At 71.6% G+C, this 23,462-nt stretch carries 23 protein-coding genes; 9 read left to right on the top strand and 14 right to left on the bottom strand.

Annotation, left to right across the window (positions count from 1 at the left end):
• The first annotated feature begins 119 nt into the window (after nucleotides 1-119).
• The 5 genes from AC0B9F_RS36870 (at nucleotide 120) to ccsB (ending at nucleotide 5,717) form a co-directional block, all read left to right on the top strand.
• Nucleotides 120-1,373 carry a polysaccharide deacetylase family protein gene (locus AC0B9F_RS36870; RefSeq protein WP_472010040.1) on the top strand — a complete coding sequence of 418 codons (1,254 nt, stop codon included), beginning with the start codon at nucleotides 120-122 and terminating at the stop codon, nucleotides 1,371-1,373.
• 89 nt (nucleotides 1,374-1,462) lie between these two features.
• Nucleotides 1,463-2,095 (top strand): TlpA family protein disulfide reductase, encoded by a 633-nt coding sequence (locus tag AC0B9F_RS36875; protein WP_472010042.1) that lies wholly within the window; start codon nucleotides 1,463-1,465, stop codon nucleotides 2,093-2,095.
• Nucleotide 2,096: 1 nt separating this feature from the next.
• Nucleotides 2,097-2,876, top strand: a complete 780-nt coding sequence (locus tag AC0B9F_RS36880; protein WP_472010044.1) for a cytochrome c biogenesis CcdA family protein — start codon at nucleotides 2,097-2,099, stop codon at nucleotides 2,874-2,876.
• Nucleotides 2,877-2,880: 4 nt separating this feature from the next.
• Complete coding sequence (resB, locus tag AC0B9F_RS36885) at nucleotides 2,881-4,641, top strand: cytochrome c biogenesis protein ResB (protein WP_472010045.1); 1,761 nt, start codon at nucleotides 2,881-2,883, stop codon at nucleotides 4,639-4,641.
• Nucleotides 4,638-5,717, top strand: coding sequence for a c-type cytochrome biogenesis protein CcsB (ccsB, locus tag AC0B9F_RS36890; RefSeq protein ID WP_472010047.1), 1,080 nt, complete (start codon nucleotides 4,638-4,640; stop codon nucleotides 5,715-5,717). Before resB ends, ccsB begins: the two co-directional genes overlap by 4 nt.
• A gap of 44 nt (nucleotides 5,718-5,761) precedes the next feature.
• Here ccsB and AC0B9F_RS36895 read toward each other — a convergent pair whose 3' ends face one another.
• Together AC0B9F_RS36895 and AC0B9F_RS36900 are read right to left on the bottom strand one after the other, a co-directional pair.
• Complete coding sequence (locus AC0B9F_RS36895) at nucleotides 5,762-6,211, bottom strand: nucleoside deaminase (protein ID WP_472010049.1); 450 nt, start codon at nucleotides 6,209-6,211, stop codon at nucleotides 5,762-5,764.
• Between the two features lie 47 nt (nucleotides 6,212-6,258).
• On the bottom strand, nucleotides 6,259-8,187 hold the full coding sequence (locus tag AC0B9F_RS36900; protein ID WP_472010051.1) for an AMP-dependent synthetase/ligase: 1,929 nt from the start codon (nucleotides 8,185-8,187) through the stop codon (nucleotides 6,259-6,261).
• 394 nt (nucleotides 8,188-8,581) lie between these two features.
• Here AC0B9F_RS36900 and AC0B9F_RS36905 point away from each other — a divergent pair, with 394 nt between their 5' ends.
• Both AC0B9F_RS36905 and AC0B9F_RS36910 read left to right on the top strand, forming a co-directional pair.
• On the top strand, nucleotides 8,582-9,988 hold the full coding sequence (locus AC0B9F_RS36905; protein ID WP_472010053.1) for a 3-oxoacyl-ACP reductase: 1,407 nt from the start codon (nucleotides 8,582-8,584) through the stop codon (nucleotides 9,986-9,988).
• Nucleotides 9,988-10,827: a MaoC family dehydratase gene (locus AC0B9F_RS36910; protein ID WP_472010055.1), complete on the top strand. Its 840-nt coding sequence runs from the start codon at nucleotides 9,988-9,990 to the stop codon at nucleotides 10,825-10,827. The genes AC0B9F_RS36905 and AC0B9F_RS36910 overlap by 1 nt, the downstream gene beginning before the upstream one ends.
• A gap of 38 nt (nucleotides 10,828-10,865) precedes the next feature.
• Here the strand turns inward: AC0B9F_RS36910 and AC0B9F_RS36915 are convergent, their stop codons facing one another.
• The 11 genes from AC0B9F_RS36915 to AC0B9F_RS36965 all read right to left on the bottom strand — a co-directional run bounded on the left by AC0B9F_RS36915 (nucleotide 10,866) and on the right by AC0B9F_RS36965 (nucleotide 19,898).
• Nucleotides 10,866-11,522 (bottom strand): TetR/AcrR family transcriptional regulator, encoded by a 657-nt coding sequence (locus tag AC0B9F_RS36915; protein ID WP_472010056.1) that lies wholly within the window; start codon nucleotides 11,520-11,522, stop codon nucleotides 10,866-10,868.
• A 115-nt stretch (nucleotides 11,523-11,637) separates the two neighbouring features.
• Complete coding sequence (locus AC0B9F_RS36920; RefSeq protein ID WP_472010058.1) at nucleotides 11,638-12,954, bottom strand: dicarboxylate/amino acid:cation symporter; 1,317 nt, start codon at nucleotides 12,952-12,954, stop codon at nucleotides 11,638-11,640.
• A gap of 64 nt (nucleotides 12,955-13,018) precedes the next feature.
• The gene (locus tag AC0B9F_RS36925) at nucleotides 13,019-13,120 is read right to left on the bottom strand and encodes a putative leader peptide (RefSeq protein ID WP_363268919.1); all 102 of its coding nucleotides are present in this window, start codon (nucleotides 13,118-13,120) and stop codon (nucleotides 13,019-13,021) included.
• Nucleotides 13,121-13,257: 137 nt separating this feature from the next.
• Nucleotides 13,258-13,569 carry a DUF4229 domain-containing protein gene (locus tag AC0B9F_RS36930; protein WP_472010060.1) on the bottom strand — a complete coding sequence of 104 codons (312 nt, stop codon included), beginning with the start codon at nucleotides 13,567-13,569 and terminating at the stop codon, nucleotides 13,258-13,260.
• 87 nt (nucleotides 13,570-13,656) lie between these two features.
• Nucleotides 13,657-14,181, bottom strand: coding sequence for a GNAT family N-acetyltransferase (locus tag AC0B9F_RS36935; RefSeq protein WP_472010062.1), 525 nt, complete (start codon nucleotides 14,179-14,181; stop codon nucleotides 13,657-13,659).
• 16 nt (nucleotides 14,182-14,197) lie between these two features.
• Nucleotides 14,198-14,845 carry a UdgX family uracil-DNA binding protein gene (locus AC0B9F_RS36940; protein WP_472010064.1) on the bottom strand — a complete coding sequence of 216 codons (648 nt, stop codon included), beginning with the start codon at nucleotides 14,843-14,845 and terminating at the stop codon, nucleotides 14,198-14,200.
• A 109-nt stretch (nucleotides 14,846-14,954) separates the two neighbouring features.
• On the bottom strand, nucleotides 14,955-16,118 hold the full coding sequence (gene mqnE / locus AC0B9F_RS36945) for an aminofutalosine synthase MqnE (RefSeq protein WP_472010066.1): 1,164 nt from the start codon (nucleotides 16,116-16,118) through the stop codon (nucleotides 14,955-14,957).
• 38 nt (nucleotides 16,119-16,156) lie between these two features.
• Nucleotides 16,157-16,612, bottom strand: coding sequence for an Lrp/AsnC family transcriptional regulator (locus AC0B9F_RS36950; protein ID WP_472010068.1), 456 nt, complete (start codon nucleotides 16,610-16,612; stop codon nucleotides 16,157-16,159).
• A 120-nt stretch (nucleotides 16,613-16,732) separates the two neighbouring features.
• Complete coding sequence (locus tag AC0B9F_RS36955; RefSeq protein ID WP_472010070.1) at nucleotides 16,733-17,401, bottom strand: UbiX family flavin prenyltransferase; 669 nt, start codon at nucleotides 17,399-17,401, stop codon at nucleotides 16,733-16,735.
• Nucleotides 17,402-17,547: 146 nt separating this feature from the next.
• Nucleotides 17,548-18,450: a menaquinone biosynthesis prenyltransferase MqnP gene (gene mqnP / locus AC0B9F_RS36960; RefSeq protein WP_472010071.1), complete on the bottom strand. Its 903-nt coding sequence runs from the start codon at nucleotides 18,448-18,450 to the stop codon at nucleotides 17,548-17,550.
• Nucleotides 18,447-19,898, bottom strand: a complete 1,452-nt coding sequence (locus AC0B9F_RS36965) for a menaquinone biosynthesis decarboxylase (protein ID WP_472010073.1) — start codon at nucleotides 19,896-19,898, stop codon at nucleotides 18,447-18,449. Before AC0B9F_RS36965 ends, mqnP begins: the two co-directional genes overlap by 4 nt.
• 88 nt (nucleotides 19,899-19,986) lie before the next feature.
• Here AC0B9F_RS36965 and AC0B9F_RS36970 point away from each other — a divergent pair, with 88 nt between their 5' ends.
• Nucleotides 19,987-20,385 (top strand): PLD nuclease N-terminal domain-containing protein, encoded by a 399-nt coding sequence (locus AC0B9F_RS36970; protein ID WP_472010075.1) that lies wholly within the window; start codon nucleotides 19,987-19,989, stop codon nucleotides 20,383-20,385.
• A gap of 119 nt (nucleotides 20,386-20,504) precedes the next feature.
• On the opposite strand, the gene AC0B9F_RS36975 is transcribed toward AC0B9F_RS36970, so the two are convergent.
• Complete coding sequence (locus tag AC0B9F_RS36975; RefSeq protein ID WP_472010077.1) at nucleotides 20,505-22,457, bottom strand: serine/threonine-protein kinase; 1,953 nt, start codon at nucleotides 22,455-22,457, stop codon at nucleotides 20,505-20,507.
• Nucleotides 22,458-22,649: 192 nt separating this feature from the next.
• Between AC0B9F_RS36975 and AC0B9F_RS36980 the strand changes: the two genes are divergently transcribed.
• Nucleotides 22,650-23,240 carry a TetR/AcrR family transcriptional regulator gene (locus tag AC0B9F_RS36980; protein ID WP_472010079.1) on the top strand — a complete coding sequence of 197 codons (591 nt, stop codon included), beginning with the start codon at nucleotides 22,650-22,652 and terminating at the stop codon, nucleotides 23,238-23,240.
• The last annotated feature ends 222 nt before the right edge of the window (nucleotides 23,241-23,462 follow it).

Genomic DNA, 23,462 nt, shown 5'->3' on the forward strand with positions numbered 1-23,462 from the left:
CAGTTGGCACAGTTTTGTTACGTTCGTGGCGTAACGCATACGCCCTCGCGGAACCCCCCGGTTCGTCGCGCCCTCTGACTGGGTGACCACCCAAGGACGTGACGAATCGGGGAACTCTCATGCGCACCTTCTCCCGCAGGGGAATGCTCGGCCTCGGCGCGGGCGCCGCCGCGGCCGCCTCACTCGCGGGCTGCGGCACGTCGTCGGGCGGGTCGGGCCACGGGGCCGGCTCGGGCGGCGGTGACGGCTCCGGGAAGGACCCCTCCGGCACCCCCACGACCGCCGCCCGGCCGATAGGGGACGGTTCGACGGCGTACAGCGGCAAGCAGCCGCACCAGCCGGACGCGCCGCAGCCGCTGGAGCCGGGGCAGGAGCCGCCGCAGTTCGTCATCTTCTCCTGGGACGGGGCCGGCGAGGTCGGCAACGGCCTCTTCCCGCGCTTCCTGGACCTCGCCAAGGAGCACGGCGCGAGCATGACCTTCTTCCTGTCCGGGCTGTATCTGCTGCCCGAGTCGAAGAAGCGCCTGTACGACCCGCCGAACAACCGGCGCGGCGCCTCCGACATCGGCTACCTCACCGACGCGCACATCCGCTCCACGCTGGAGAACGTCCGCCGCGCCTGGCTCGAGGGCCACGAGATAGGCACCCACTTCAACGGCCACTTCTGCTCCGGGCACGGCACCGTCGCCCACTGGACGCCGCAGCAGTGGCGCAGTGAGATCGACCAGGCGAAGTCGTTCGTGAAGCAGTGGCGGACCAACACCGGCTGGAGCGACCTGCCGCCGCTGCCGTTCGACTACGACAAGGAGCTGACCGGCGGTCGTACGCCCTGTCTGCTGGGCCAGGACAACCTGCTGCCCACCGCCCGTGAGCTCGGCTGGCGCTACGACGCCTCCTCGCCGGGCGGCCGCCAGACGTGGCCGAGCAAGAAGCTGGGCATCTGGGACCTCCCGCTCCAGCAGATCCCGTTCCCCGGCCGCCGCTTCGAGGTGCTGTCGATGGACTACAACATGCTGGCCAACCAGTCCAAGAACTCCACGAAGGCCCCGCCCGCCAACTACCCGGGCTGGCGGCAGCAGTCCGCCCAGGCGTACATATCCGGCTTCCAGCGGGCATATGAGACAAACCGGGCGCCGTTCTTCATCGGCAACCACTTCGAGCACTGGAACGGCGGCATCTACATGGACGCCGTCGAGGAGGCGTTCAAGCACATCGCCCGGGAGAAGGAGAAGGGCGCCGACGTACGCATGGTCTCCTTCCGGCAGTTCGTGGACTGGATGGACGTCCAGAAGCCCGAGGTGCTCGCCAAGCTGCGCACTCTCGAGGTCGGGCAGCGCCCGGCCGGCGGCTGGAAGCAGCTGACGGCCGCCTGAGCGGCTCGCGAAACGCCGCCTGAAATGCGGGTTTCCGCCCGCAAGGGGGGTGCCCGAGATCCCCGATACGGACATGCGAAACTTTTCACATGAGTGCCGCCAGCCGCGCCCCCCAGCGCTCGTCCCGCACCCGGGTCACCCGTAGCCGCGCCGCCGTGTTCGCCGCGACGGCCGCGGCGGCCGCGCTGACCCTGTCCGCCTGCAGCTCCGGCGGCACGTCCGGCGGGGGTGGCCAGAGCAACTTCGTCATGGGCAAGAACGGCATCGCCACCGCCGACCAGGGCAAGCGCGCCGACGCACCCGACCTGTCCGGCGAGACCGTCGACGGCAAGCAGCTCGATGTCGCCGCGTACAAGGGCAAGGTCGTCGTCATCAACGTGTGGGGCTCCTGGTGCCCGCCCTGCCGCGCCGAGGCGCCCGGCTTCGAGAACGTGTACCAGGAGCTCAAGGGCCAGGGCGTGCAGTTCGTCGGCATCAACACGCGCGACACCTCCACCGGCCCGGCCCAGGCCTTCGACAAGGAGTTCGGCATCAGCTACCCGAGCCTGTACGACCCGACGGGCAAGCTGATGCTCCGCTTCAAGAAGGGCACCCTCAACCCGCAGTCCATCCCGTCCACGCTCGTCATCGACCGCCAGGGGAAGATCGCGGCCCGCACGCTGCAGCCCCTGTCGGAGGACAAGCTGCGGTCGATGATCAAGCCGGTACTGGCGGAGAAGTGACGTGAGAGAAGTCACCACCCTCGCCGCGGCGGCGGTCTCGGACCCCAACGGCACGGTGCTCAACGGCGCCCTGCTGGTGGCCCTGCCCATCGCCCTGCTCGGCGGGCTCGTCTCCTTCTTCTCGCCCTGCGTCCTGCCGCTCGTCCCCGGCTACCTCTCCTACGTCACCGGGGTCAGCGGCACCGACCTCGCCGACGCCCGGCGCGGCCGGATGGTCGCCGGCGCCTCCCTGTTCGTCCTCGGCTTCACCGCCGTGTACGTCTCCACCGGCGCCTTCTTCGGCTACTTCGGCCAGAGCGTCCAGGAGCACAAGGACGTCCTGAGCAAGATCCTCGGCGTCGTCATGATCCTCATGGGTGTCTTCTTCATGGGCCTGATGCCCTGGCTGACGCAGCGCGAGTTCCGCTTCCACACCCGGCCGGTGGCCGGACTCATCGGCGCGCCGGTGCTCGGCGCGCTGTTCGGCATCGGCTGGACCCCGTGCATCGGCCCGACGCTGGCCGCCGTGCAGGGACTGGCCATGGACCAGGCGAGCGCGGGCCGCGGCGCCCTGCTGACCGTCGCCTACTGCCTCGGCCTCGGACTGCCCTTCGTGCTCACCGCGGTCGCCTTCCGCAAGGCGCTCGGCGCCTTCGGCTGGATCAAGCGCCACTATGTCTGGGTGATGCGCGTCGGCGGCACCATGATGATCGCGACCGGTCTGCTGCTGCTGACCGGCGCCTGGGACCGCCTCGTGCAGGACATGCAGACCTGGTCCGACGGCTTCACTGTGGGGATCTGACTCGATGAGCACTACCTCGAAGTACGGGTCCGACCCGGCCCCGTCCGACGCCGAGGAGCTGGGAGCGGCCGGCTCCCAGCTCTCCACCGCGCCCCAGGAGGAGCTGTCCGCTCCGCCTTCGCTCGGCGTCATCGGCTGGGCCCGCTGGTTCTGGCGCCAGCTCACCTCTATGCGGGTCGCGCTGCTGCTGCTCCTGCTGCTGTCGCTGGGCGCGATCCCCGGCTCCCTCATCCCGCAGACCGGCATCGACGCCACCAAGGTCGAGCTGTTCCGCCGCGACCACTCCACGCTGGCGCCGGTCTACGACAAGCTCGGCCTGTTCCACGTCTACAGCTCGGTGTGGTTCTCCGCGATCTACATCCTGCTGTTCGTCTCCCTCATCGGCTGCATCATCCCGCGCACCTGGCAGTTCGTGGGCCAGCTGCGCGGCCGCCCGCCGGCCGCGCCCAAGCGGCTGACCCGGCTGCCCGCGCACACCGCCTGGCGCACCGAGGCCGCACCCGAGCAGGTCCGCGAGGCCGCGCTCGCCCTGCTGAAGAAGCGCCACTTCCGCGCCCATGTCGCCGGGGACGCCGTCGCCGCCGAGAAGGGCTATCTGCGTGAGGTGGGCAACCTGGCCTTCCACATCGCGCTGATCGTGATGCTGGTGGCGTTCGCCGCGGGCCAGTTGTTCAAGTCCGAGGGCGACAAGCTCATCATCGAGGGCAGCGGTTTCTCCAACACGCTCACCCAGTACGACGACTTCAAGTCCGGCAGCCTCTTCTCCCCCGACGACCTGGACTCGTTCAGCTTCAAGCTCGACGACTTCAAGGGCACGTACGAGGTCACCGGACCCAACCGGGGCACGCCGCGCACCTACGAGGCGCACCTCACCTACAGCGTCGGCGCCTACGGCAAGGACAAGAAGACCACCGTCAAGGTCAACGAGCCGCTCAGGATCGGCGACTCCAAGGTCTACCTCGTCAGCCACGGGTACGCGCCCGTCGTCACCGTCCGCGACGGCAAGGGCGACGTCGTCATGAAGGACGCCGTGCCGCTGCTGCCGCAGGACGGCAACGTCACCTCCTCCGGCGCGATCAAGGTGATGGACGGCTACCGCAACGCGCAGGGGCTGAAGGACCAGCTCGGTTTCCAGGCCGTCTTCATCCCGACCTTCGCCGGCGAGGGCCGGGGCACGATGCTCTCCCAGTTCCCGGCGCTGCTGAACCCCCGGCTGGCGCTGAACGCCTACCACGGCGACCTGGGCGTCGACGCGGGCATCCCGCAGAGCGTGTACCAGCTCGACACCGAGCACCTGAAGCAGTTCAAGAAGGCGAACGGCGACCCGCTCGCCGAGCGCCTCAAGGCCGGCCAGACCATGCAGCTCCCGAACGGCGCCGGTTCGATCACCTTCGACGGCGTCAAGGAGTGGGCGGGCTTCCAGGTCACCCGGCAGCCCGCCAGCGGCTGGGCCCTCGGCGGAGCCATCACCGCGGTCTTCGGTCTCGCCGCGTCCCTGTTCATCCAGCGCCGCCGCGTCTGGGTGCGCGCGGTCCGCGGCGCCGACGGCGTCACGGTCGTCGAGATGGCCGGGCTCGGCCGCAGCGAGTCCGCGAAGGTGCCCGAGGAGCTCGGGCAGCTCGCCGGAATCCTCTACGACCAGGCACCGGGCGCCCCCGAGCCCGGAACCGGCCCTGAGCCCGAAAGCGGCCCCGAGCCCGAAACCGGCCGTTTGGCCGACCCCTCAGAAGTCTCCGTACCCGCCGAAGGGGCTGAGAAGCAGTGACCCTCGCCGCCGCCACCAACGAACACCTCGCGAACATCAGCAATGTGCTGGTCTACTCCGCGATGGCCGTGTACACCCTCGCCTTCTTCGCCTACATCGCCGAGTGGCTCTTCGGCAGCCGCAGCAAGGTCGCCCGCACGGCGGCCGCGCTGACCGCCGAGTCCAAGGCGGCGACGGCCCCGGCCGTCACCGTCAACAAGGCCGGCGGCACCGCCGTACTGGAGCGGCCCAAGGTCACCGTGCGCTCCGCCACCGGCTCCCGCGACGTCCCCGACGGGCCCGGCGCGCACGGCGGGGACGCGCAGGGCGACCTGTACGGCCGCATCGCGATCTCCCTGACCGTGCTCGCCTTCCTGGTGGAGTTCGCCGGGGTCCTCACACGCGCGCTGTCGGTGCAGCGGGCGCCGTGGGGCAACATGTACGAGTTCAACATCACCTTCTCCACCGTCGCGGTCGCCGTGTACCTCGGCCTGCTGGCGCTGAAGAAGAACGTCCGCTGGCTCGGCCTGTTCCTGATCACCACGGTCCTGCTCGACCTGGGCCTGGCCGTCACCGTGCTGTACACGGCCAGCGACCAGCTGGTGCCCGCGCTGCACTCGTACTGGCTCTACATCCACGTCTCCACCGCGATCTTCTGCGGCGCGACCTTCTACGTCGGCGCGGTCGCGACGATCATGTACCTGTTCAAGGACGCGTACGAGAGCAAGCTCGTGAGCGGCGGCAAGCCCGGCACCTTCGCCCGCTCGGTGCTGGAGCGCATGCCGTCCTCGGCCTCGCTGGACAAGTTCTCCTACCGGATCAACGCGGCCGTCTTCCCGCTGTGGACGTTCACGATCATCGCGGGCGCGATCTGGGCCGGCGACGCCTGGGGCCGCTACTGGGGCTGGGACCCGAAGGAGACCTGGTCCTTCATCACCTGGGTCGCCTACGCCTGCTACCTGCACGCCCGCGCCACCGCCGGCTGGAAGGGCCGCAAGGCCGCCTACCTGGCGCTGCTCGCGTTCGCGTGCTGGCTGTTCAACTACTACGGCGTGAACCTCTTCGTCACCGGCAAGCACTCCTACGCGGGCGTCTGAGCCGGCACGGGTCCCTTGCTACCGGCGTCGGGGGCGCCGCAGCCTCACTCGCCGATGTCCTCCTTCCACAGCGCCGGCTCGTCCTGGATGAAGTCCCGCATCAGCGCGACGCACGCGGGATCGTCCAGGACGACGACCTCCACCCCGTGCTCGGCGAGCCAGTCGTGGCCGCCGTGGAAGGTGGTCGCCTCGCCGATCACCACCCGCGAGATGGAGAACTGCCGGACCAGCCCCGAGCAGTACCAGCAGGGCGAGAGGGTCGTCACCATCGTCGTCCCGCGATACGACCGCTGCCGTCCCGCGGCGCGGAAGGCCGCCGTCTCCGCGTGCAGCGAGGGGTCGCCGTCCTGGACGCGCCGGTTGCGGCCGCGGCCGAGCAGGGTGCCGTCCGGGCCGTAGAGCGCGGCGCCGATCGGGATGCCGCCCTCGGCGAGCCCGGCCCGCGCCTCGTCGACGGCCGTGGCGAGCCACTGCCGTGCCTGTGCTTGATCCATGGGATCACTGTGCGGGGCGGGACGGCGGCGGGCAAGGCGCGCGTGGGTCAGCGGCGGTCGCCGTACAGTCCCTCGACCACGTCCGCGAAGTCGCTCAGGACCGTTTCGCGGCGGAGTTTCATCGACGGGGTGAGGTGGCCCGCCTCCTCGGTGAAGTCCACCGGCAGGACGGCGAAGCGGCGGATGGACTCGGGGCGGGAGACCATCCGGTTGGCCTCGTCGAGCGCGCGTTGCAGGACGGCGTACAGCTCGGGGTCGCCGATGAGGAGTTCGGCCGGGACGGGATGCTTGCCGTTCATCCGGCGCCAGTGGCTGACGCCGTCCATGTCGAGGGTGATCAGCGCCGAGACGTAGGGGCGGCCGTCGCCGACCAGCATGACCTGGGAGATCAGCGGGTGCGAGCGCAGCCAGTTCTCCAGCGGCGCCGGGGCCACGCTCTTGCCGCCGGCCGTGATCAGCAGCTCCTTCTTGCGGCCGGTGATCGTCAGGTACCCCTCGTCGTCCAGCTCGCCGAGGTCGCCGGTGGCCAGCCAGCCGTCCTGCGCGGCCGGGACCACGCCGCCGGCCGCCGGGTCCCAGTAGCCGCGCAGCACATGGTCGCCGGCGACCAGGATCTCGCCGTCGGCGGCGATCCGGACGCGGGTGCCGGGCAGCGGCCAGCCGACCGTGCCCAGGCGCGGCTTGAGCGGCGGCGTCACCGTCGTCGCGCCGGTCGTCTCGGTCAGGCCGTAGCCCTCGAAGATCTCGATGCCGGCGCCCGCGTAGAAGGCGGCGAGGCGCCGGCCGAGCGGGGAGCCGCCGCAGATCGCGTACCGCACCCGGCCGCCCATGGCCTGCCGGATCTTGCGGTAGACCAGCGGGTCGTACAGCGCCCGCCCCGCCTTCAGCGCCGCCGCCGGGCCGCTTCCGGTGCCCGTCTGCCGGTCCTCGACCGCCTCGCCGTAGCGCCGGGCCACCGCCACCGCCCGGTCGAAGGCGGACAGCTTGCCGCCCGACTCGGCCTTGGCACGGGCGGAGTTGAAGACCTTCTCCAGCATGTACGGGATGGTGAGCAGGCAGGTCGGCCGGAAGGCCGCCAGGTCGGGCAGCAGTTCGTCCGGCTTCAGGCTGGGGGCGTGGCCGAGCCGGACGCGGGCGCGTACGCAGGCGATCGCCACCATGCGGCCGAAGACGTGCGACATCGGCAGGAACAGCAGCACCGACGGCTCGTCCTCGCCCTTGGCCCGGAACACGGGGTAGAGCAGCTCGATCGCGTTGTCGACCTCGGCGAAGAAGTTGCCGTGGCTGAGCGCGCAGCCCTTGGGGCGGCCGGTGGTGCCGGAGGTGTAGATCAGGGTGGCGAGGGTGCCGGGGCCGAGCATCCCGCGCCGTACGTCCACCTCCTGGTCGGGCACGTGCGCCGCGCCGACCTCGGCGAGCTGCTCCACGTGGCCCTTCTCCATCACCCACACATGCCGCAGGTCCGGCAGGCGGTCCCGCTCGGGTCCGATCGCCGCGGCCTGCGCGACGGTCTCGGTGACCAGGGTGACCGCGCCGGAGTCCTGCAGGATCCAGCGGGTCTGGAAGGGCGAGGAGGTCGGGTAGACCGGCACGGTGACCAGGCCGGCCGCCCACGCGGCGAAGTCGAGCAGCGTCCACTCGTACGTCGTGCGCGCCATGATCGCGATGCGGTCGCCCGGCATCAGGCCTTCGGCGAGCAGTCCCTTCGCCACGGCCCGTACCTCGGCGGCGAAGGCGGCCGCCGTCACGTCCCGCCAGCTGCCGGAGGGGTCGCGGCGGCTGAGCACCACGGCGTCCGGCGCGGCGTCGGCGTTGTCGAAGGGCAGGTCGGCGAGCGAGCCGTGGCGGACGGGCCGGGCGAGGGCCGGGACGTACGCCTCGCGTACCGCCCCGCCCATCCGCTTGGTCTCCGGCGCCACCAGGACGGGGCCCCGGAGGCCGGCGTAGTCGGCGGAGGTGGGGTACGGCGTGGACACGGGCGGCTCCTGGTGCGTGCAGCAGCGGCACTGCTGGCTGCAAGACGTACGTGCCTCGCCCGGCGGGGCGTTCACCGGCGGTGGCGTCGGCGGACGGTTACCGGCGGTCGGGCAGGGGAATCGTACGGGGCCCCTGTGGGGGGCGTGTGCGGGTTCCGAGGGGGTCCGGAGCCGGGGCTGTGCAGCGTCGGGAACCGTGTGAGAGGGGCTGACGTTGCGCAGGTCACACGGGATACGGCGCGTCGGCGGCCGGCGGAAGGGGCGCCCGTCCGGCAGGGGGCCCGGTGGCGCGTCAGGGGTTCATCTCGACCCGCTCCTCCCGCGTGGCATAGCCTTACCGGCGGTAACCTTACTCATGAGTAAGCACTATGCATCCCCGAGGAGACAGCGCTCCATGGCCGACCGCTACCTGAGCCTCACCGCCACCGCGCCCGGCCGCTTCCTCACCCGCCGGCTCGGCCTGCCCCGGCCCGCGGCCCTGCACCGCTGGTCGCCCGAGGCGCCGGCGCTCACCGGCGGACTGCTGCACCTGAGGGCCGGCCCCTCGCGGCTCGACCTCGCACCCGTACTGGCCCGCACCGGCCTCGGCGCCGCCACCGGGCGTCCGGCCGCCGTCGTCCTGGACGCCACCGGCGTCACCGGCGTGACCGCGCTGGCCGAAGTGCACGCGGCCCTGCACCCGGTCGTCCGGTCGGTCGCCACCAGCGGACGGATCGTCGTCCTCGGCGCGCCGCTCGACCCGGGCGACCACCACCGGGCCGCCGCCCAGCAGGCCCTGGAGGGCTTCACCCGCTCCCTCGGCAAGGAGATCGGCCGGGGCGTCACGGTCAACCTGGTCCGGCTCACCGACGCGGCCGCCGCGGAGTCGACCCTGCGCTTCCTGCTGTCGCCGAAGTCCGCATACGTCAGCGGGCAGGTGATCGAGGTCGGCGCCTTCCCCGGCGAGGCGCCGGACGACCGGGGCGGGGTGCCGGACGCCCGGGGTGAGGCGCCTGACGCCCGGAGTGAGGTGCCGGACGCCCGGGGTGAGGTGCCGGACGTCCAGGGTGCGGTGCCGGACGGCCGGGAGCGGCCCCTGGCCGGCCGCACCGCCCTCGTCACCGGCGCCGCCCGCGGCATCGGCGAGGCGGTCGCCAGGACCCTCGCCCGGGACGGGGCACGGGTCGTCGTCCTCGACGTGCCGCAGGCCGAGGCGGACGCCCGGCGCGTCGCCGAGCGGCTCGGCGGCAGCGCCCTCGCCCTCGACATCACGGCCGCCGACGCGGGCGAGCGCATCGCCGCGGCCCTGCCCGACGGCCTCGACGTGCTCGTCCACAACGCCGGGATCACCCGCGACCGGCGGCTGGCCAACATGCCCGCCGACCGGTGGAGTTCCGTCCTCGACGTCAACCTCGCGAGCGTGCTGCGCACCACGGACGCGCTGCTCGACCGGGGCACGCTCAGGCGCGGCGGGCGGATCGTGGCCACGGCCTCCATCGCCGGGCTCGCGGGCAACGCGGGGCAGACCAACTACGCCGCGAGCAAGGCGGGCATCGCCGGGCTCGTGCGCGCGCTGGCGCCGCGGGCGCTCGCCGAGCACGGGGTGAGCGTCAACGCGGTGGCGCCGGGCTTCATCGAGACGGCGATGACGGCCGCGATACCGCTGTTCATCCGCGAGGCGGGCCGCCGTATGAACTCCCTCGCCCAGGGCGGACTGCCCGTCGACGTCGCCGAGACCACCGCCTGGCTCGCCCACCCGGCCTCCGGCGCGGTCAACGGGCAGGTCGTGCGGGTCTGCGGGCAGAGCCTGCTGGGGGCGTGATGCGCGAGAAGACCCTCACCCGGCCGCCGGCCCTCACGCCCCTGCTGGTGCGCGGCGCGCTGCTGTCCCCGCTGAAGCGGCCCCGCCCCGGCGCGGCCGCCCCCGCCGTCCGGCTGCTGCTGCCCGGCCTGCGCGTCGACCTCGCGCGCCTGGCCGCCTACGAGCGGGTGTGCGGCTTCGCCGGCGACGACGCCCTGCCGGTCACCTACCCGCACCTTCTCGGTTTCCCGCTCGCCCTGCGCCTGATGAGCGCCCGTGACTTCCCGCTGCCGCTGCCGGGCCTGGTCCACACGTCGATCGAGATCACCCGGCACACGGCGCTCACCGCCACGGGGACGTACGACGTGGGGGTGCGCGTCGAGCGGCTGGCACCGCACCGGCGCGGCACCGAGGCGGTCGTGGTGACCGAACTGCGGGCCGGTGGCGGCGTCGTATGGGAGTCGACGAGCACGTATCTGGCGCGGCACCGCACGGCGCCGGAGGCCGCCGGACAGACCGGGGCCGCCCCGCAGCCGCCTCCCGTGGTCGGCGAGTGGCGGCTCGGCGCGGACCTCGGCCGCCGCTACGGCGCCGTCTCCGGCGACCGCAACCTCATCCATCTGCATCCGCTCACCGCCCGGCTGTTCGGCTTCCCGCGGGCCATCGCGCACGGCATGTGGACCGTGGCGCGCTGCCTGGCCGCGCACGGCGTGCCCGAAGCGGCGTTCGTCCGGGCGGAGTTCCGGGCGCCGGTGCTCCTGCCGGGCACGGTGCGGTACGCGGCGGACGGCGAGGGACGGTTCGCGCTGCGCGGCGCCGAGACGGTGCACCTGACGGGACGCGTCACACCGCTCGGGTGACGCGGGCCGGAGTCGCATGCGAGGAGGTGGCACCCGGCTCACGCCGGCGGGGGTGACCAGCGGTGTCCCGCCATCAGGTTGCCGAGGCCCGACCAGGCGAAGTTCATCAGGGTGGCCGCCGACTGCCGGGCCGAGACGCCGTCGGTGGCGTTGCCCCAGGCGGCGAGGGACTCGGCGGCGCCGACCAGGGCCTCGGCCAGCCCGGCGACCTCACGCTCGGCGAGGTCGGGGTTGTGGTGGGCGTCGCGGGCCGCGACCACGATCAGCCGGGTCACGACGGCGACGAGTTCCGCGCGCCGCGCGGCGACCTCGGTGGCGAACGGCTCCCCGTGGGTGCGGGCTTGCAGGTGCAGCACGGACCAGGCGTCCGGGTGGTGCGCGGTGTGCGTGAAGAACGCCAGCAGACCGTCCCACAGTTGGCGGTCGGCGGGCAGCTCCGGGTCGACGGCGAGACGGACGGCCTCGGTGAGCGCGGTGGCCTCCCGGCGGATGACGGCCGTGAAGAGGTCTTCCTTGGAGTTCAGGTACAGATACACCAACGGCTTGGAGACACCGGCGTGTTCGGCGATGTCGTCCATGGAGGCGGCCATGTAGCCGCGCCGGCCGAAGACGCGTACGGCCGCGTCCAGCATCTGCCGCTCACGGACCGCCCGGGGCATCCGCCTGGTCTTCACCGAACCCGAACCCGAACCCATGCGCACCAGCGTACGGGCCGCTCGCTCACCACCGCCCCGGTCCGCGAGGACGCCGGGCATGCCGAAGGGCGGCGGGAATCGTCCCGCCGCCCTTGGTGCCCGGAGGCTTGGCCGGTCAGGCCGCTGCCGCCGTCGCCGGCTCCGGCTCCGGCCTGTGCTCCGGCTCGTCCACCGGGGAGGCGCCGCCCACCGCGTCGTAGGCCTCGCGGTCCAGGAGGTTCTCGCGGGCCGAGACGATGACCGGGACCAGGGCCTGGCCGGCCACGTTGGTGGCGGTGCGCATCATGTCCAGGATCGGGTCGATCGCGAGGAGCAGGCCGACGCCCTCCATCGGCAGGCCCAGCGTGGACAGGGTGAGCGTCAGCATGACCGTCGCGCCGGTGAGGCCGGCGGTGGCGGCGGAGCCGACCACGGAGACGAACGCGATCAGCAGGTAGTCGCCCACGTTCAGCTGGATGCCGAAGATCTGCGCGACGAAGATCGCGGCGATCGCCGGGTAGATCGCGGCGCAGCCGTCCATCTTCGTGGTCGCGCCGAACGGCACCGCGAAGGAGGCGTACTCCTTCGGCACGCCGAGCCGCTCGGTGACCTTCTGCGTGACCGGCATGGTGCCGACGGAGGAGCGGGAGACGAACGCCAGCTGGATCGCGGGCCAGGCGCCCTTGAAGAACTGCAGCGGGTTGGCCTTGGCGACGGTCGCCAGCAGCGTCGGGTAGACGACGAAGAGGACGATCGCGCAGCCGGCGTAGATGTCGGCGGTGAAGGTGGCGTACTTGCCGATCAGGTCCCAGCCGTAGGTGGCGATGGCGCGGCCGATGAGGCCGACGGTGCCGAGCGGGGCGAGCCGGATGACCCACCACAGGGCCTTCTGCAGCAGCTCCAGCACGGACTCGCTCAGGGTGAGGATCGGCTGGGCCTTGTCGCCGAGCTGGAGCGCGGCGATACCGGCGACGGCGGCCATGAAGACGATCTGGAGCACGTTCAGTTCGGTGAACGGCGTGATCACGTCGGTCGGGATGATGCCGGTGAGGAAGTCGAGCCAGGAACCGGTGTGCTGGGGCTTGCCGCCGTCGGCCGGGGTGAGCCCGGTGCCGGCGCCGGGGTGGGTGAGCAGACCGATGGCGAGACCGATGCTCACCGCGATCAGCGAGGTGATCATGAACCACAGAAGGGTGCGGGTCGCCAGCCGCGCCGCGTTGTTGACCTTCCGCAGGTTGGTGATCGAGACCAGGATCGCGAAGAAGACGAGCGGGGCGACGGCGAGCTTCAGCAGGCCGATGAAGGTGTCGCCGATCTTCTCCAGGGTGGTCACCAGCCAGGACACGTCCTGACTGCGGGCGATCCAGCCCAGCAGGACACCCAGGGCGAGGCCGGCGGCTATCTGGGCCCAGAAGGGCACCTTGAAGGACTTCGTGTTCGAGGACACGGACATGCTCCGTTGGGGACGCGTAGGGGCTGACGTGGACGAGCGGTCGCGAGACAGAGGTCGCGAGACGTCAGGGGCGACAGATCCCGGACGCGCACCGGCAGAGATCCACGTGCAGGCGCGCCACGAGCAGAAGGCTCGGGAACTGAGGGGACGCGGCTGCTGACTTCACCCCAAGACGTTAACACTTGAACTTTGAGAATCTCAAAGCCTTGCTTTGAGAGGCCGGACACCGCATCGACCCATACAACGCAAAGCGCCCCGGCGACCGAGGTCACCGGGGCGCTGCTGTCAGCGCGACGGAGTGCCTTACGACGGCTGGCCCTGCGCACGGGCGGCGTCGTCGGCGACGTCCTCCTGGCTCTGGTTCGCCTGCAGGTTCGCCTGCATGTTGGCGCGCATGCGGTCCACCTTGGGGGCGATCTTCTGCGACGCCCGGTCCCGCTCCCCGCGCAGCGCGACGAAGCTGATCGGCGCGGAGATCACCAGCGCGAGCAGAACGGCCCACATGCCGTTGGACGAGCCGAGGCCGCGCGGCACGACACCGGAGTAGACGAGACCCGAGACGACCACGAGGCAGGCCACGAAGATCCCGAGGCGCATCAGCGTGTAGCGGAGCATCTCAATCCACTCTTCCGAATCCAAACAGGGGCAGTCTCCAGTGAAGCACGCCCTGGTACCGATCACTGAGGGGGGTGCGTCCGCGCGTCAGGGCAGCGGCAGCAGCATGGTGATGTCGTCCCGGTCGTCCCCCGGCGCCACCCGGATCGCCCCGGGCACCCGGCCGACCTCCTTGTAGCCGCAGGAGCCGTAGAACCGCTCCAGGCCGAGGCCGCCCCGGCAGGTCAGCCGGATCGCCTCGATGCCCTCGAAACCGCGCGCCGCGTCCGCCGCGGCCGCCAGCAGGTCACGGCCGTAGCCCCGGCCCTGGTGCCGCGGGTGCACCATCACCGTGTACAGCCACACCCAGTGCGTCATCAGCCGGTGGCTGTTGAAGGAGAAGAAGGCCGTCGCCGCGACCCGCCCGCCCTCGTCGTGGCCGGCCAGCAGCCGGGTCCGTCCCTCGGCCATCGCCGCGAAGTGCCGCACCAGCTCGGGCCGGATCGTCTCCCGCGTCACCGGCGCCACGAAACCGACGGCCCCGCCGGCGTTGGAGACGTCCGTCCACAGATCGAGGATGCCGTCGCGCAGACCGGCGTCGACGGCGGGGTCCAAGGTGAAGGTAAGGGGCATTGGCCCATCGTATCTATTACGACAGGACGCGAGCCGCCGTCTTGAGATCCGAGACGAGCCCCTGGAACGCCGACTCACGGTCCTCCGCGCGCAGCACCGACGACGGATGCACGGTCGGCACCAGCCGCTCGCTGCGCCCTTGGATCTCCCGCTCCAGCACCGTCCCGCGCACCTCGGTCACCTTGAACGACGAGCCGAGCAGCGCCTTGCCCGCGGTGGCACCCAGCACCACGATCAGCTCCGGCTCCACCACGGCCAGCTCGGCGGCGAGCCACGGCCCGCACGCCGTCATCTCCTTGAGGCTCGGCGCCTTGTGGATCCGCCGCTTGCGCGGCTCGGCCTGGGTGAACTTGAAGTGCTTGACGGCATTGGTGACGTACGCCTCCGCCGGGTCCAGGCCGGCTTCCGCCAGCGCCCGGTCCAGCAGCTTGCCGGCCGGGCCGACGAACGGCTTGCCCTGCCGGTCCTCCTGATCCCCGGGCTGCTCCCCGACGAGCATCACGCGCGCGTGCGCGTCCCCGGCGCCGAAGACGGTCTGCGTCGCGTCCCGGTGCAGGGGGCAGCCCCGGCAGCCGGCGGCGGCTTTGCGCAGGGCCGGAAGCCCGCCGCGCTCGGGAACGAAGGGGGTGGCGGTGTACTGATCTTCGGGCGCCGTCGTGGGCATGCACCACGAGTACCCACCCAAGGGCGCGGGACCCCGTCGATATGCGGCTCCGCCGCGTGGGCGCGACCGGCCCCCACGCGCCCGCACCCGAACGACTGCCTGCCGGCGCTCAGACCCGCATCGGCTGAGGCGACTCCCGGCGCCCGGCGTCCGGCCCGTCGTACTCCCGGATGATCTCGTACCGCGTGTTCCGCTCCACCGGCCGGAACCCCGCGTCGCGGATCAGTTCCAGCAGATCCTCACGGGTCAGCTTGTTCGGCGTGCCGAAGTTGTCCGCATCATGCGTGATCTTGTATTCGACGACCGAGCCGTCCATGTCGTCCGCACCGTGCTGCAGCGCCAGCTGGGCCGTCTGCACACCGTGCATCACCCAGAACACCTTCACATGCGGGACGTTGTCGAACAGCAGCCGCGAGACGGCGAACGTCTTCAGCGCCTCCACCCCGGTCGCCATCTGCGTCCGCGCCTGGAGCCGGTTGCGGATCTTGCCGTCCTTCATGTCCACGAAGTCGTGCTGGTAGCGCAGCGGGATGAAGACCTGGAAACCGCCGGTCTCGTCCTGCAGCTCACGCAGCCGCAGCACGTGGTCCACGCGGTGACGGGGCTCCTCGATGTGGCCGTACAGCATGGTGCACGGCGTCTTGAGGCCCTTCTCGTGCGCCAGCCGGTGGATGCGGGACCAGTCCTCCCAGTGGGTCTTGTGGTCCACGATGTGCTGCCGCACCTCCCAGTCGAAGATCTCCGCGCCACCGCCGGTGAGGGACTCGAGCCCCGCGTCGATCAGCTCGTCGAGGATCTCGGAGGCGGTCAGCCCCGAGATCGTCTCGAAGTGGTGGATCTCCGTCGCCGTGAACGCCTTCAGCGACACCTCCGGCAGCGCCGCCTTCAGCTCCCGCAGCGACCGCGGGTAGTAGCGCCACGGCAGGTTCGGGTGCAGCCCGTTGACGATGTGCAGCTCGGTGAGGTTGTCCGACTCCATCGCCTTGGCGAGCTTCACGGCCTCCTCGATGCGCATCGTGTACGCGTCCTTCTCGCCCGGCTTGCGCTGGAAGGAGCAGTACGCACAGGAGGCCGTGCACACGTTGGTCATGTTCAGGTGCCGGTTGACGTTGAAGTGGACGACGTCACCGTTCTTCCGCGTCCGCACCTCGTGCGCCAGACCGCCCAGCCACGCCAGGTCGTCCGACTCGTACAGCGCGATGCCGTCCTCGCGGGTCAGCCGCTCACCGGAGCGGACCTTCTCCTCCAGCTCGCGCTTGAGCCCGACGTCCATGCCAACACCTTTCTCCGACAGCACGGCCAACGGTATCCCTAGACCTCTTCGGGAAGCTCCCCGACCCGGTTCTCCCACTTCGTCGACAGCACGATGGTGGTACGGGTGCGGGAGACGCCCCGGGTCCCGGACAGCCGGCGGATGATCCTCTCCAGGCCGTCCACGTCGGTCGCGCGCACCTTGAGCATGTAGGAGTCCTCGCCGGCGATGAACCAGCAGTCCTCGATCTCCTGCAGGTCCTTCAGCCGGTGCGCCACGTCCTCGTGGTCGGCGGCGTCGGACAGCGAGATGCCGACCAGCGCCGTGACGCCGAGGCCGAGCGAGGGCGCGTCGACGGTGGCGCGGTAGCCGGTGATGACACCGGCCGCCTCCAGCCGGTTGATGCGGTCCGTGACGCTGGGGCCCGACAGGCCGACGAGGCGCCCCAGCTCGGCGTAGGAGGCCCGGCCGTTCTCCCTCAGGGCCTGGATGAGCTGCCTGTCCACCGCGTCCATGCGATTGAAAGCCTTCCGCTGAGAAGATCTGGAGTTGAGGTCTGGGGGTTGAGCGTCTGGGAGTTCGGTGAGAGCTGTGGGGGCGTGGATGCGGGCCGGCGTCGCGGCCGGACGTGGCGGTCAGCCGGTGCCGCCGCCCAGTTCGCCCTTCCAGCGGCGGTACAGGTCGTGCGGGACACCCGCGGCGTCCAGGACGCGTCCGGCGACGAAGTCCACCAGGTCCTGGATGTGCGTCGCCCCCGCGTAGAACGCCGGCGAGGCAGGCACCACACTCGCGCCCGCGTCGTCCAGAGCCACCAGGTGCCGCAGCGTCTGGCCGTTCAAGGGGGTCTCCCGTACGGCCACGACCAGCGTCCGGCGCTCCTTCAGGGTGACGCTCGCCGCCCGCTGGAGCAGATCCTTCGACAGCCCCAGCGCCACCCCGGCGACACACGCCGTGGAGGCCGGGACGATCAGCATGCCCTTCGCCGGATACGACCCCGACGACGGCCCTGCGGCCAGGTCACCGGCGTTCCAGTACCGCACGCCGGAGACGTCCACGGCGAAGCTGTCCGGCTTGCCGTCGGCGCCCCGCGCCAGCCACTGGGTGAGGTCCTCCCGCCAGTGCGCGTCCCGGAAGGAGATGCCGGTCTCGTCGAGCAGCGTGAGCCGCGAGGCCCGGCTGACCACCAGGTCGACACTCTCCCCGGCGGCGATCAGCGCCCGCAGCACGGCAGCGGCATAGGGCGTCCCGGACGCGCCGGACACCCCCACGATCCAAGGCGCACGCTGCGATTTCCCTGCGTTCACAGCTTGAGCGTACCGGGGTGTGCAGCGATGCCCCGGCCCGGGACCGCCCGCGCCGCACCGACGGGGACCGGCCGCCCTACGGCGACGGGGCCGGCCGGCCTACTGCGACGGGGTCGGCCGTCCTTCACCGGCGGGGACCGGCCGCGTCACACGGTCAGGCCGCGGACCAGCAGGTCGATCAGGGCGCAGGCGAACAGGGCGATGCCGATGAAGCCGTTCACCTGGAAGAAGGCCCTGTTCAGGCGGGTCAGATCGTGCGGGCGGACGATCGTGTGCTCGTAGACGAAGGCCCCCGCGACGATCAGCAGGCCCAGCCAGAAGAAGGCACCGGCGTGGGTGACCACCGCGTACCAGGCGAAGAGGGCCGTGGTGACGGCGTGGCAGGCCCGCGCGCCCCAGATGGCCCCCGGGATGCCGAAGCGGGCCGGGACCGACATCACGCCGATCTCGCGGTCGGTCTCGACGTCCTGGCAGGCGTAGATCAGGTCGAAGCCGCCGATCCAGACGCCCACGGCGAGACCGAGGATCGCCGCCGTCCACGACCACTCGCCGCTGATCGCCAGCCAGCCGCCGATCGGGCCCATCGCCTGGGCGATACCCAGGATGGCCTGCGGGAAGTTCGTGAACCGCTTGCCGTAGGGGTAGACCACCATCGGGATCACCGCGACGGGGGCCAGCGCCAGGCAGAGCGGGTTCAGCAGCGCGGCCGCGCCCAGGAAGACCACCAGGGCGACCAGCGCGCCGGTCCAGGCGTGGCGGACGGACATCGCGCCGGTGACCAGCTCGCGGTGGGCCGTGCGCGGGTTCCGGGCGTCGATCTCACGGTCGATGATCCGGTTGACGGCCATCGCGAAGGTGCGCAGGCCGACCATGCAGACGGTGACCAGCAGCAGCCGGGCCCAGTGGATGTTCCGGTCCCACGCGAACATCGCCGTCAGGGAGGCGATGTAGGCGAACGGCAGGGCGAAGACCGAGTGCTCGATCATCACCAGGCGCAGGAAGGCTTTCGTGCGTCCCGGCTGGGGGATCGCTGCGGACGCGCTGCTCACAGGCCGTACTCCTTCCAGCGGCGGTCCACCAGGGCCGCCGTCGCGGGGTCGGACTCGACCATGTCCGGCCAGCCGCCGTCGCGCGTGTAGCCCTCCTCGGGCAGTTTCCTCGTCGCGTCGATGCCCGCCTTGCCGCCCCAGAACTGCTGGTAGGAGGCATGGTCCAGGTGGTCGACTGGGCCTTCCACGACCGTGAGGTCACGGGCGTAGTCGGTGTTGCCGAGGGCGCGCCAGGCGACCTCGTGCAGATCGTGCACGTCGCAGTCGGCGTCGACGACGACGATCAGCTTGGTCAGGGACATCATGTGCGCACCCCAGATCGCGTGCATCACCTTCTGCGCGTGCTTGGGGTACTTCTTGTCGATCGAGACGATCGCGCAGTTGTGGAAGCCGCCGGCCTCGGGCAGGTGGTAGTCCACGATGTCCGGGACGATGATCTTCAGCAGGGGCAGGAAGAACCGCTCCGTCGCCCTGCCCAGCGGGCCGTCCTCCGTCGGGGGACGCCCGACCACGATCGACTGCAGCAGCGGGCGCCTGCGCATCGTGACGCAGTCGATCGTCAGGGCGGGGAAGGGCTCCTGCGGCGTGTAGAAGCCGGTGTGGTCGCCGAAGGGGCCCTCCGGGAGCATCTCGCCCGGCTCCAGCCAGCCCTCCAGCACCACCTCGGCCTGCGCCGGCACCTGGAGCGGGACCGTCTTGCAGTCGACCATCTCGATCCGCTTGCCCGCGACGAACCCAGCGAAGAGGTACTCGTCGATGTCGCCGGGGAGCGGGGCGGTGGAGGCGTAGGTGACGGCCGGCGGGCAGCCGAAGGCGATCGCGACGGGCAGCCGCTCGCCGCGCCGCGCGGCCACCTGGTAGTGGTTGCGGCTGTCCTTGTGGATCTGCCAGTGCATGCCGATGGTGCGCCGGTCGTGGCGCTGCAGGCGGTACAGACCGAGATTGCGGACGCCCGTCCCGGGGTCCTTGGTGTGGGTCAGGCCCAGGTTGAAGAAGGAGCCGCCGTCCTTGGGCCAGGTGAACAGCGCGGGCAGCTGCTCCAGGTCCACGTCGTCGCCGGTGAGGACGACCTCCTGGACGGGGGCGTCCTTGACCTTTCTCGGCGGTACGTGGGTCATCGCGCCGAGCTTGCCGAACGCCTCGCGTACCCCGACGAACCCGTGCGGCAGCTCGGGCTTCAGCAGGCCGCCGATCCGCTCGGAGATCTCCGCGTACGACTTCAGGCCGAGCGCCTTGAGCAGGCGACGATCGGTGCCGAAGACGTTCATCGCCAGGGGCATGGAGGCCCCCTTGACGTTCTCGAAGAGGAGGGCGGGACCACCGGCCTTGTTCACCCGGTCGACGATCTCCCCGACCTCCAGGTACGGGTCCACCTCGGCCTTGATGCGCTTGAGGTCGCCCTCGCGCTCCAGCGCCCTGAGCAGGGAGCGAAGATCGTCATAAGCCATGCGTCCCAGTATCCGGCACGGGCTAGTCTGAGCCCGTCACCGGGGCCCGTCGTGTGCCCCTCGCCGTCTGCTGGGGGAACTCCCGTCCATGCTCAGGTATCTGCCGTTCCTGCTGGTGCTGGCGCTGTGGATCTACGCGTTCATCGACTGCCTGAACACTCCGGAGGAGGAGGTGCGGGGGCTGCCGAAGGTGGTCTGGGTGATCATCATCCTGCTCTTCGGTGAGGTGCTGGTCGGTCCGATCGCCTGGCTGGTGGCCGGGAGGCAGCGGGGGCCGCGGCCGGCGGGCGGCTCGACGCCGTCGGAATGGCACCGCGGGCACCGCACCGAGTGGGTCGCCCCCGACGACAACCCCGAGTTCCTGAAGTCGCTGAAGGAAGAGAACAAGAAGGACGAGGCCCTGCTCAAGGAGTGGGAGGCCGACCTGCGCCGCCGCGAGGAGGAACTGCGCCGCAAGGAGCGCGGCGAGGACTCCGCGGCGGACTGAGCCGACGGCCGGTTGCCCCACGGCCGGTTATCCCACGGCCGGTTGCCCCAACGGTCGGTTGCCCCAACGGTCGGTTGCGCCACGGCGGACCGGGCCGGGGTGGTGTCGGTGCGGGCCGGTCATGACCTCCCCCACTGCTGGGACGCCGCCCCGCTTTGGCACGTCTGCGTCGTCACACCGCCGCCGAAGGCGACGTCCAGGCAGCCGCCGTTGAACGAGCTGATCAGGGTGGAGCCGGAGCCGGTGCGCCACAGCACGGCGCTGGTGGCCTGGGAGCAGTCGCTGACCACGACGGACTGGCCGTTGAAGTTGGCACTCAGGCAGGAGCCGCTGGACTGGTTGACGACCTTCACGGTGCCGTTGCCGGCGCTGCGCAGGGCCCAGGTGGCGGCGGAGCCGGAGCAGGCGCCGAGAGTGGTGGAGCCGTAGACCTGGGTCACGCATTTGCCGTTCTCGGCGTTGCGGAGGTGGGCGGCGGTGGGGGCGGGGGGATGGGGGGCGGTGCCTGTGCCTCCGGCGGTCGTGTTGGTGCCGGTGCCCGTGCTGCTTCCGGTTCCGGTTCCGGTTCCGGTGTCGGTTCCTGTGGAGGTGGAGCCTGATCCGCCGGTGGTTCCGGCGCCGTTCCGTCCGGTGGAGCCGGTGGAGCCGGTGGAGCCGGTGGTGCCGCCAGTGGTGGTGCCGGTCTGGCCGCCTTGTGCGGCGTCGGCTGTGGTTCCGGCGGCCGCCCCCGCCGGGGCCGGTGGGGCCTTCGGGTCGCCGGGCGAGGGGGAGGCCGAAGGGCGGTCGCCGGAGGGCCGTGCGCTCGTCGACGCGGTGGCCGTGGCGCTCGCCGTCGAGGTCTGGCCTCCCGACGAGGCCACCGGTGCGGACGCGCCGGGCCGCCCCTCGTCGCCGTGGGACGGCGCGGAGGCGTACGGGAGGAGTTGCAGGACGACGGTGGTGGTGGCCGCGACGACCACGACCGGTACGACGGCCAGCAACGTACGGCGGCCACGTCGCTCGCGGTCCTGCGAGCCCTTGGTGGTGACGACGGGAGGCTCGTCCGGGGCCTGTCCTGGCTGCGGTTCTCCCGAGGCGGGGACGGGGATGGGGATGGGGGCGGGGGCGGGGGCCGGTGTGGTGGCCGTCGGGGTCGGTGCCGGTGGTGTCGTCGCCGCGAAGGACGCCCGCTCGGCGAGGCGTTCGGTGACGGTGCCGGGCCAGGCGGTGACCCGCGGGACGTGCGGGGCGGCCAGGTCGAGCAGTTCCGTGGCGGTGGGGCGGCCCTCGGGGTCCTTGTCCAGGCAGGACGCCACCACGGACGCCAGCTCGGCGTCGAGCGCGCGCAGCGGGTCCAGGCCGGGTTCCTCGTGGACGATCCGGTACAGCACGGCGTGCCCCGACTCGTCGCCGAACGGCGGCCGTCCGCATCCCGCGTACGCGACGACCGAGCCGAGCGCGAACACGTCCACGGCGCCGGTCAGCCGGCGCGCGCCCGACGCCTGCTCCGGGGACATGTAGGCGGGCGTGCCGACCACCATGCCGGTCCGGGTCAGCTGGCTCTGCTCGGCGGCGCGGGCGACGCCGAAGTCGATGAGGGTGAGCCCGTCCACGGTGAGCATCACGTTGGACGGTTTGACGTCGCGGTGCACCATGCCGAGGTCGTGCACCGCGGCGAGGCGCTTCGCGGACTCGTGCAGCAGCAGCCACAGCGCGTCCGCCGGGAGCGGGCCGCCGTGCAGGTCGACGGCCTCGCGCAGGGTCAGGCCGGGGACGTACGCGGTGGCGAACCACGGCGGGTGGGCCTCGCGGTCGCTGGCGAGGAGGCGGGCGGTGGCGTGCGCGGGGAGCCGGGCGAGGTTGTCCAGCTCGTGCCCGAAGCGGCGCAGGAAGTCCTTGTCCTCGCCGGCGACGGAGGGCAGGACCTGCTTGACCGCGGCGTACTCGGCGGCGTGCACGCCGAGGTACACGCGGCCCATGCCGCCCGCGCCGAGCCGCCCCAGCAGCGGGAACGGTCCGATGTGCCGCGGATCGTCGTCCTGGAGCGGTTCGGCGCCGCTGCCGGCCAGGTCGAAGCCGTCTTCCCCGTTCACGTTCTCCCCGTTTGTTCAGCGTGCGTACGGTTCCGTCAGTGTGACGCAGGGAGGCGCTGAACTAGAATGGGTTTCTAGAAAATAGTTCGGGAAATTCCCTTGCGGGCCGGGGCGGAAGCAGGTGTTCTACGCTGACCGTCACGGTGCCGTACGGGGTGCCGGACCAGCACCGCAGGCGAGGACGGTCCGCCGATGAGCCCCAAGCAGCAACGTGGCGAGGCCACCGCCGAGTTGCTCCTGGACGCCGCGCTGCGCGTGTACGCGGAGGCGGGGGAGCAGGGGCTGACGGTCAGTGCGGTGACGCGCGCCAGCGGGGTGAGTCTGGGGAGCCTCTACCACCACTTCGGCAGCGTCGACGGGCTCATGAACGCGCTGGTGATGCGGTGGCTGGAGCGGTTGCTGACGGAGCTGGGGGCTGCGCTGGAGCATGCGCGCACGCCTCGGACGGGGGTGCGGGCGGTCGTACGGGCCTACCTGGCGTTCGTACGGGAGCATCCGGAGGCGGGGATGCTGCTGCACTCCTCGCACGCGGACCGGCTGGGGATGGCGCAGGGCAGGCAGCTGCGGGACGCGCAGGAGGCACGGTTGTCACCGCTGGCGGAGCGGTTTGCCCTCTGGGCCCGCAGGGGGGAGCTCGCGGAGTTGCCGCCGGCGCTGCTGGAGTCGTTGGTGCTGGGGCCGGTGATCGGGGTGGCGCGGCGGTGGCTGTCGGTGGGGGACGTGGATCTGGAGGAGGCGGGGCGGGTACTGCCGGAGCGGATCTGGCGGGCGATTCGGGTTTAGTCGGCGGGTGCGGGTGCCTGCGGCGCTGGGTCGTGTTTCGTCTGCGGGTGCGTTGTGGCTGGTCGCGCCGTTCCCCGCGCCCCTTTTGTGCCTGCGGCGGCCCGTTGCGGTCCGGTGGTCGGTTGCTGTCGCGCCTGCGGTGCGTTGTGGGTCGGGGCCGGGGTGGGGGGTGTCCGTCCTCGGTCCGGCCGGCCGTTTCCGACGCGCTCGCTGTTGGTCGGT

Source organism: Streptomyces sp. NPDC097129 (assembly GCF_055668065.1).

Bases quoted from the DNA above. Each gene is read 5' to 3' on its own strand.
- AC0B9F_RS36910 (WP_472010055.1), top strand. From the start codon at position 9,988: ATGCGCGAGAAGACCCTCACCCGGCCGCCGGCCCTCACGCCCCTGCTG.
- AC0B9F_RS36905 (WP_472010053.1), top strand. From the start codon at position 8,582: ATGGCCGACCGCTACCTGAGCCTCACCGCCACCGCGCCCGGCCGCTTC.
- AC0B9F_RS36940 (WP_472010064.1), bottom strand. From the start codon at position 14,845: ATGCCCACGACGGCGCCCGAAGATCAGTACACCGCCACCCCCTTCGTT.
- AC0B9F_RS36935 (WP_472010062.1), bottom strand. From the start codon at position 14,181: ATGCCCCTTACCTTCACCTTGGACCCCGCCGTCGACGCCGGTCTGCGC.
- AC0B9F_RS36930 (WP_472010060.1), bottom strand. From the start codon at position 13,569: ATGCTCCGCTACACGCTGATGCGCCTCGGGATCTTCGTGGCCTGCCTC.
- AC0B9F_RS36970 (WP_472010075.1), top strand. From the start codon at position 19,987: ATGCTCAGGTATCTGCCGTTCCTGCTGGTGCTGGCGCTGTGGATCTAC.
- AC0B9F_RS36915 (WP_472010056.1), bottom strand. From the start codon at position 11,522: ATGGGTTCGGGTTCGGGTTCGGTGAAGACCAGGCGGATGCCCCGGGCG.
- mqnE (WP_472010066.1), bottom strand. From the start codon at position 16,118: ATGGACGTCGGGCTCAAGCGCGAGCTGGAGGAGAAGGTCCGCTCCGGT.
- AC0B9F_RS36950 (WP_472010068.1), bottom strand. From the start codon at position 16,612: ATGGACGCGGTGGACAGGCAGCTCATCCAGGCCCTGAGGGAGAACGGC.
- AC0B9F_RS36920 (WP_472010058.1), bottom strand. From the start codon at position 12,954: ATGTCCGTGTCCTCGAACACGAAGTCCTTCAAGGTGCCCTTCTGGGCC.
- AC0B9F_RS36965 (WP_472010073.1), bottom strand. From the start codon at position 19,898: ATGGCTTATGACGATCTTCGCTCCCTGCTCAGGGCGCTGGAGCGCGAG.
- resB (WP_472010045.1), top strand. From the start codon at position 2,881: ATGAGCACTACCTCGAAGTACGGGTCCGACCCGGCCCCGTCCGACGCC.
- AC0B9F_RS36875 (WP_472010042.1), top strand. From the start codon at position 1,463: ATGAGTGCCGCCAGCCGCGCCCCCCAGCGCTCGTCCCGCACCCGGGTC.
- AC0B9F_RS36980 (WP_472010079.1), top strand. From the start codon at position 22,650: ATGAGCCCCAAGCAGCAACGTGGCGAGGCCACCGCCGAGTTGCTCCTG.
- AC0B9F_RS36895 (WP_472010049.1), bottom strand. From the start codon at position 6,211: ATGGATCAAGCACAGGCACGGCAGTGGCTCGCCACGGCCGTCGACGAG.
- AC0B9F_RS36870 (WP_472010040.1), top strand. From the start codon at position 120: ATGCGCACCTTCTCCCGCAGGGGAATGCTCGGCCTCGGCGCGGGCGCC.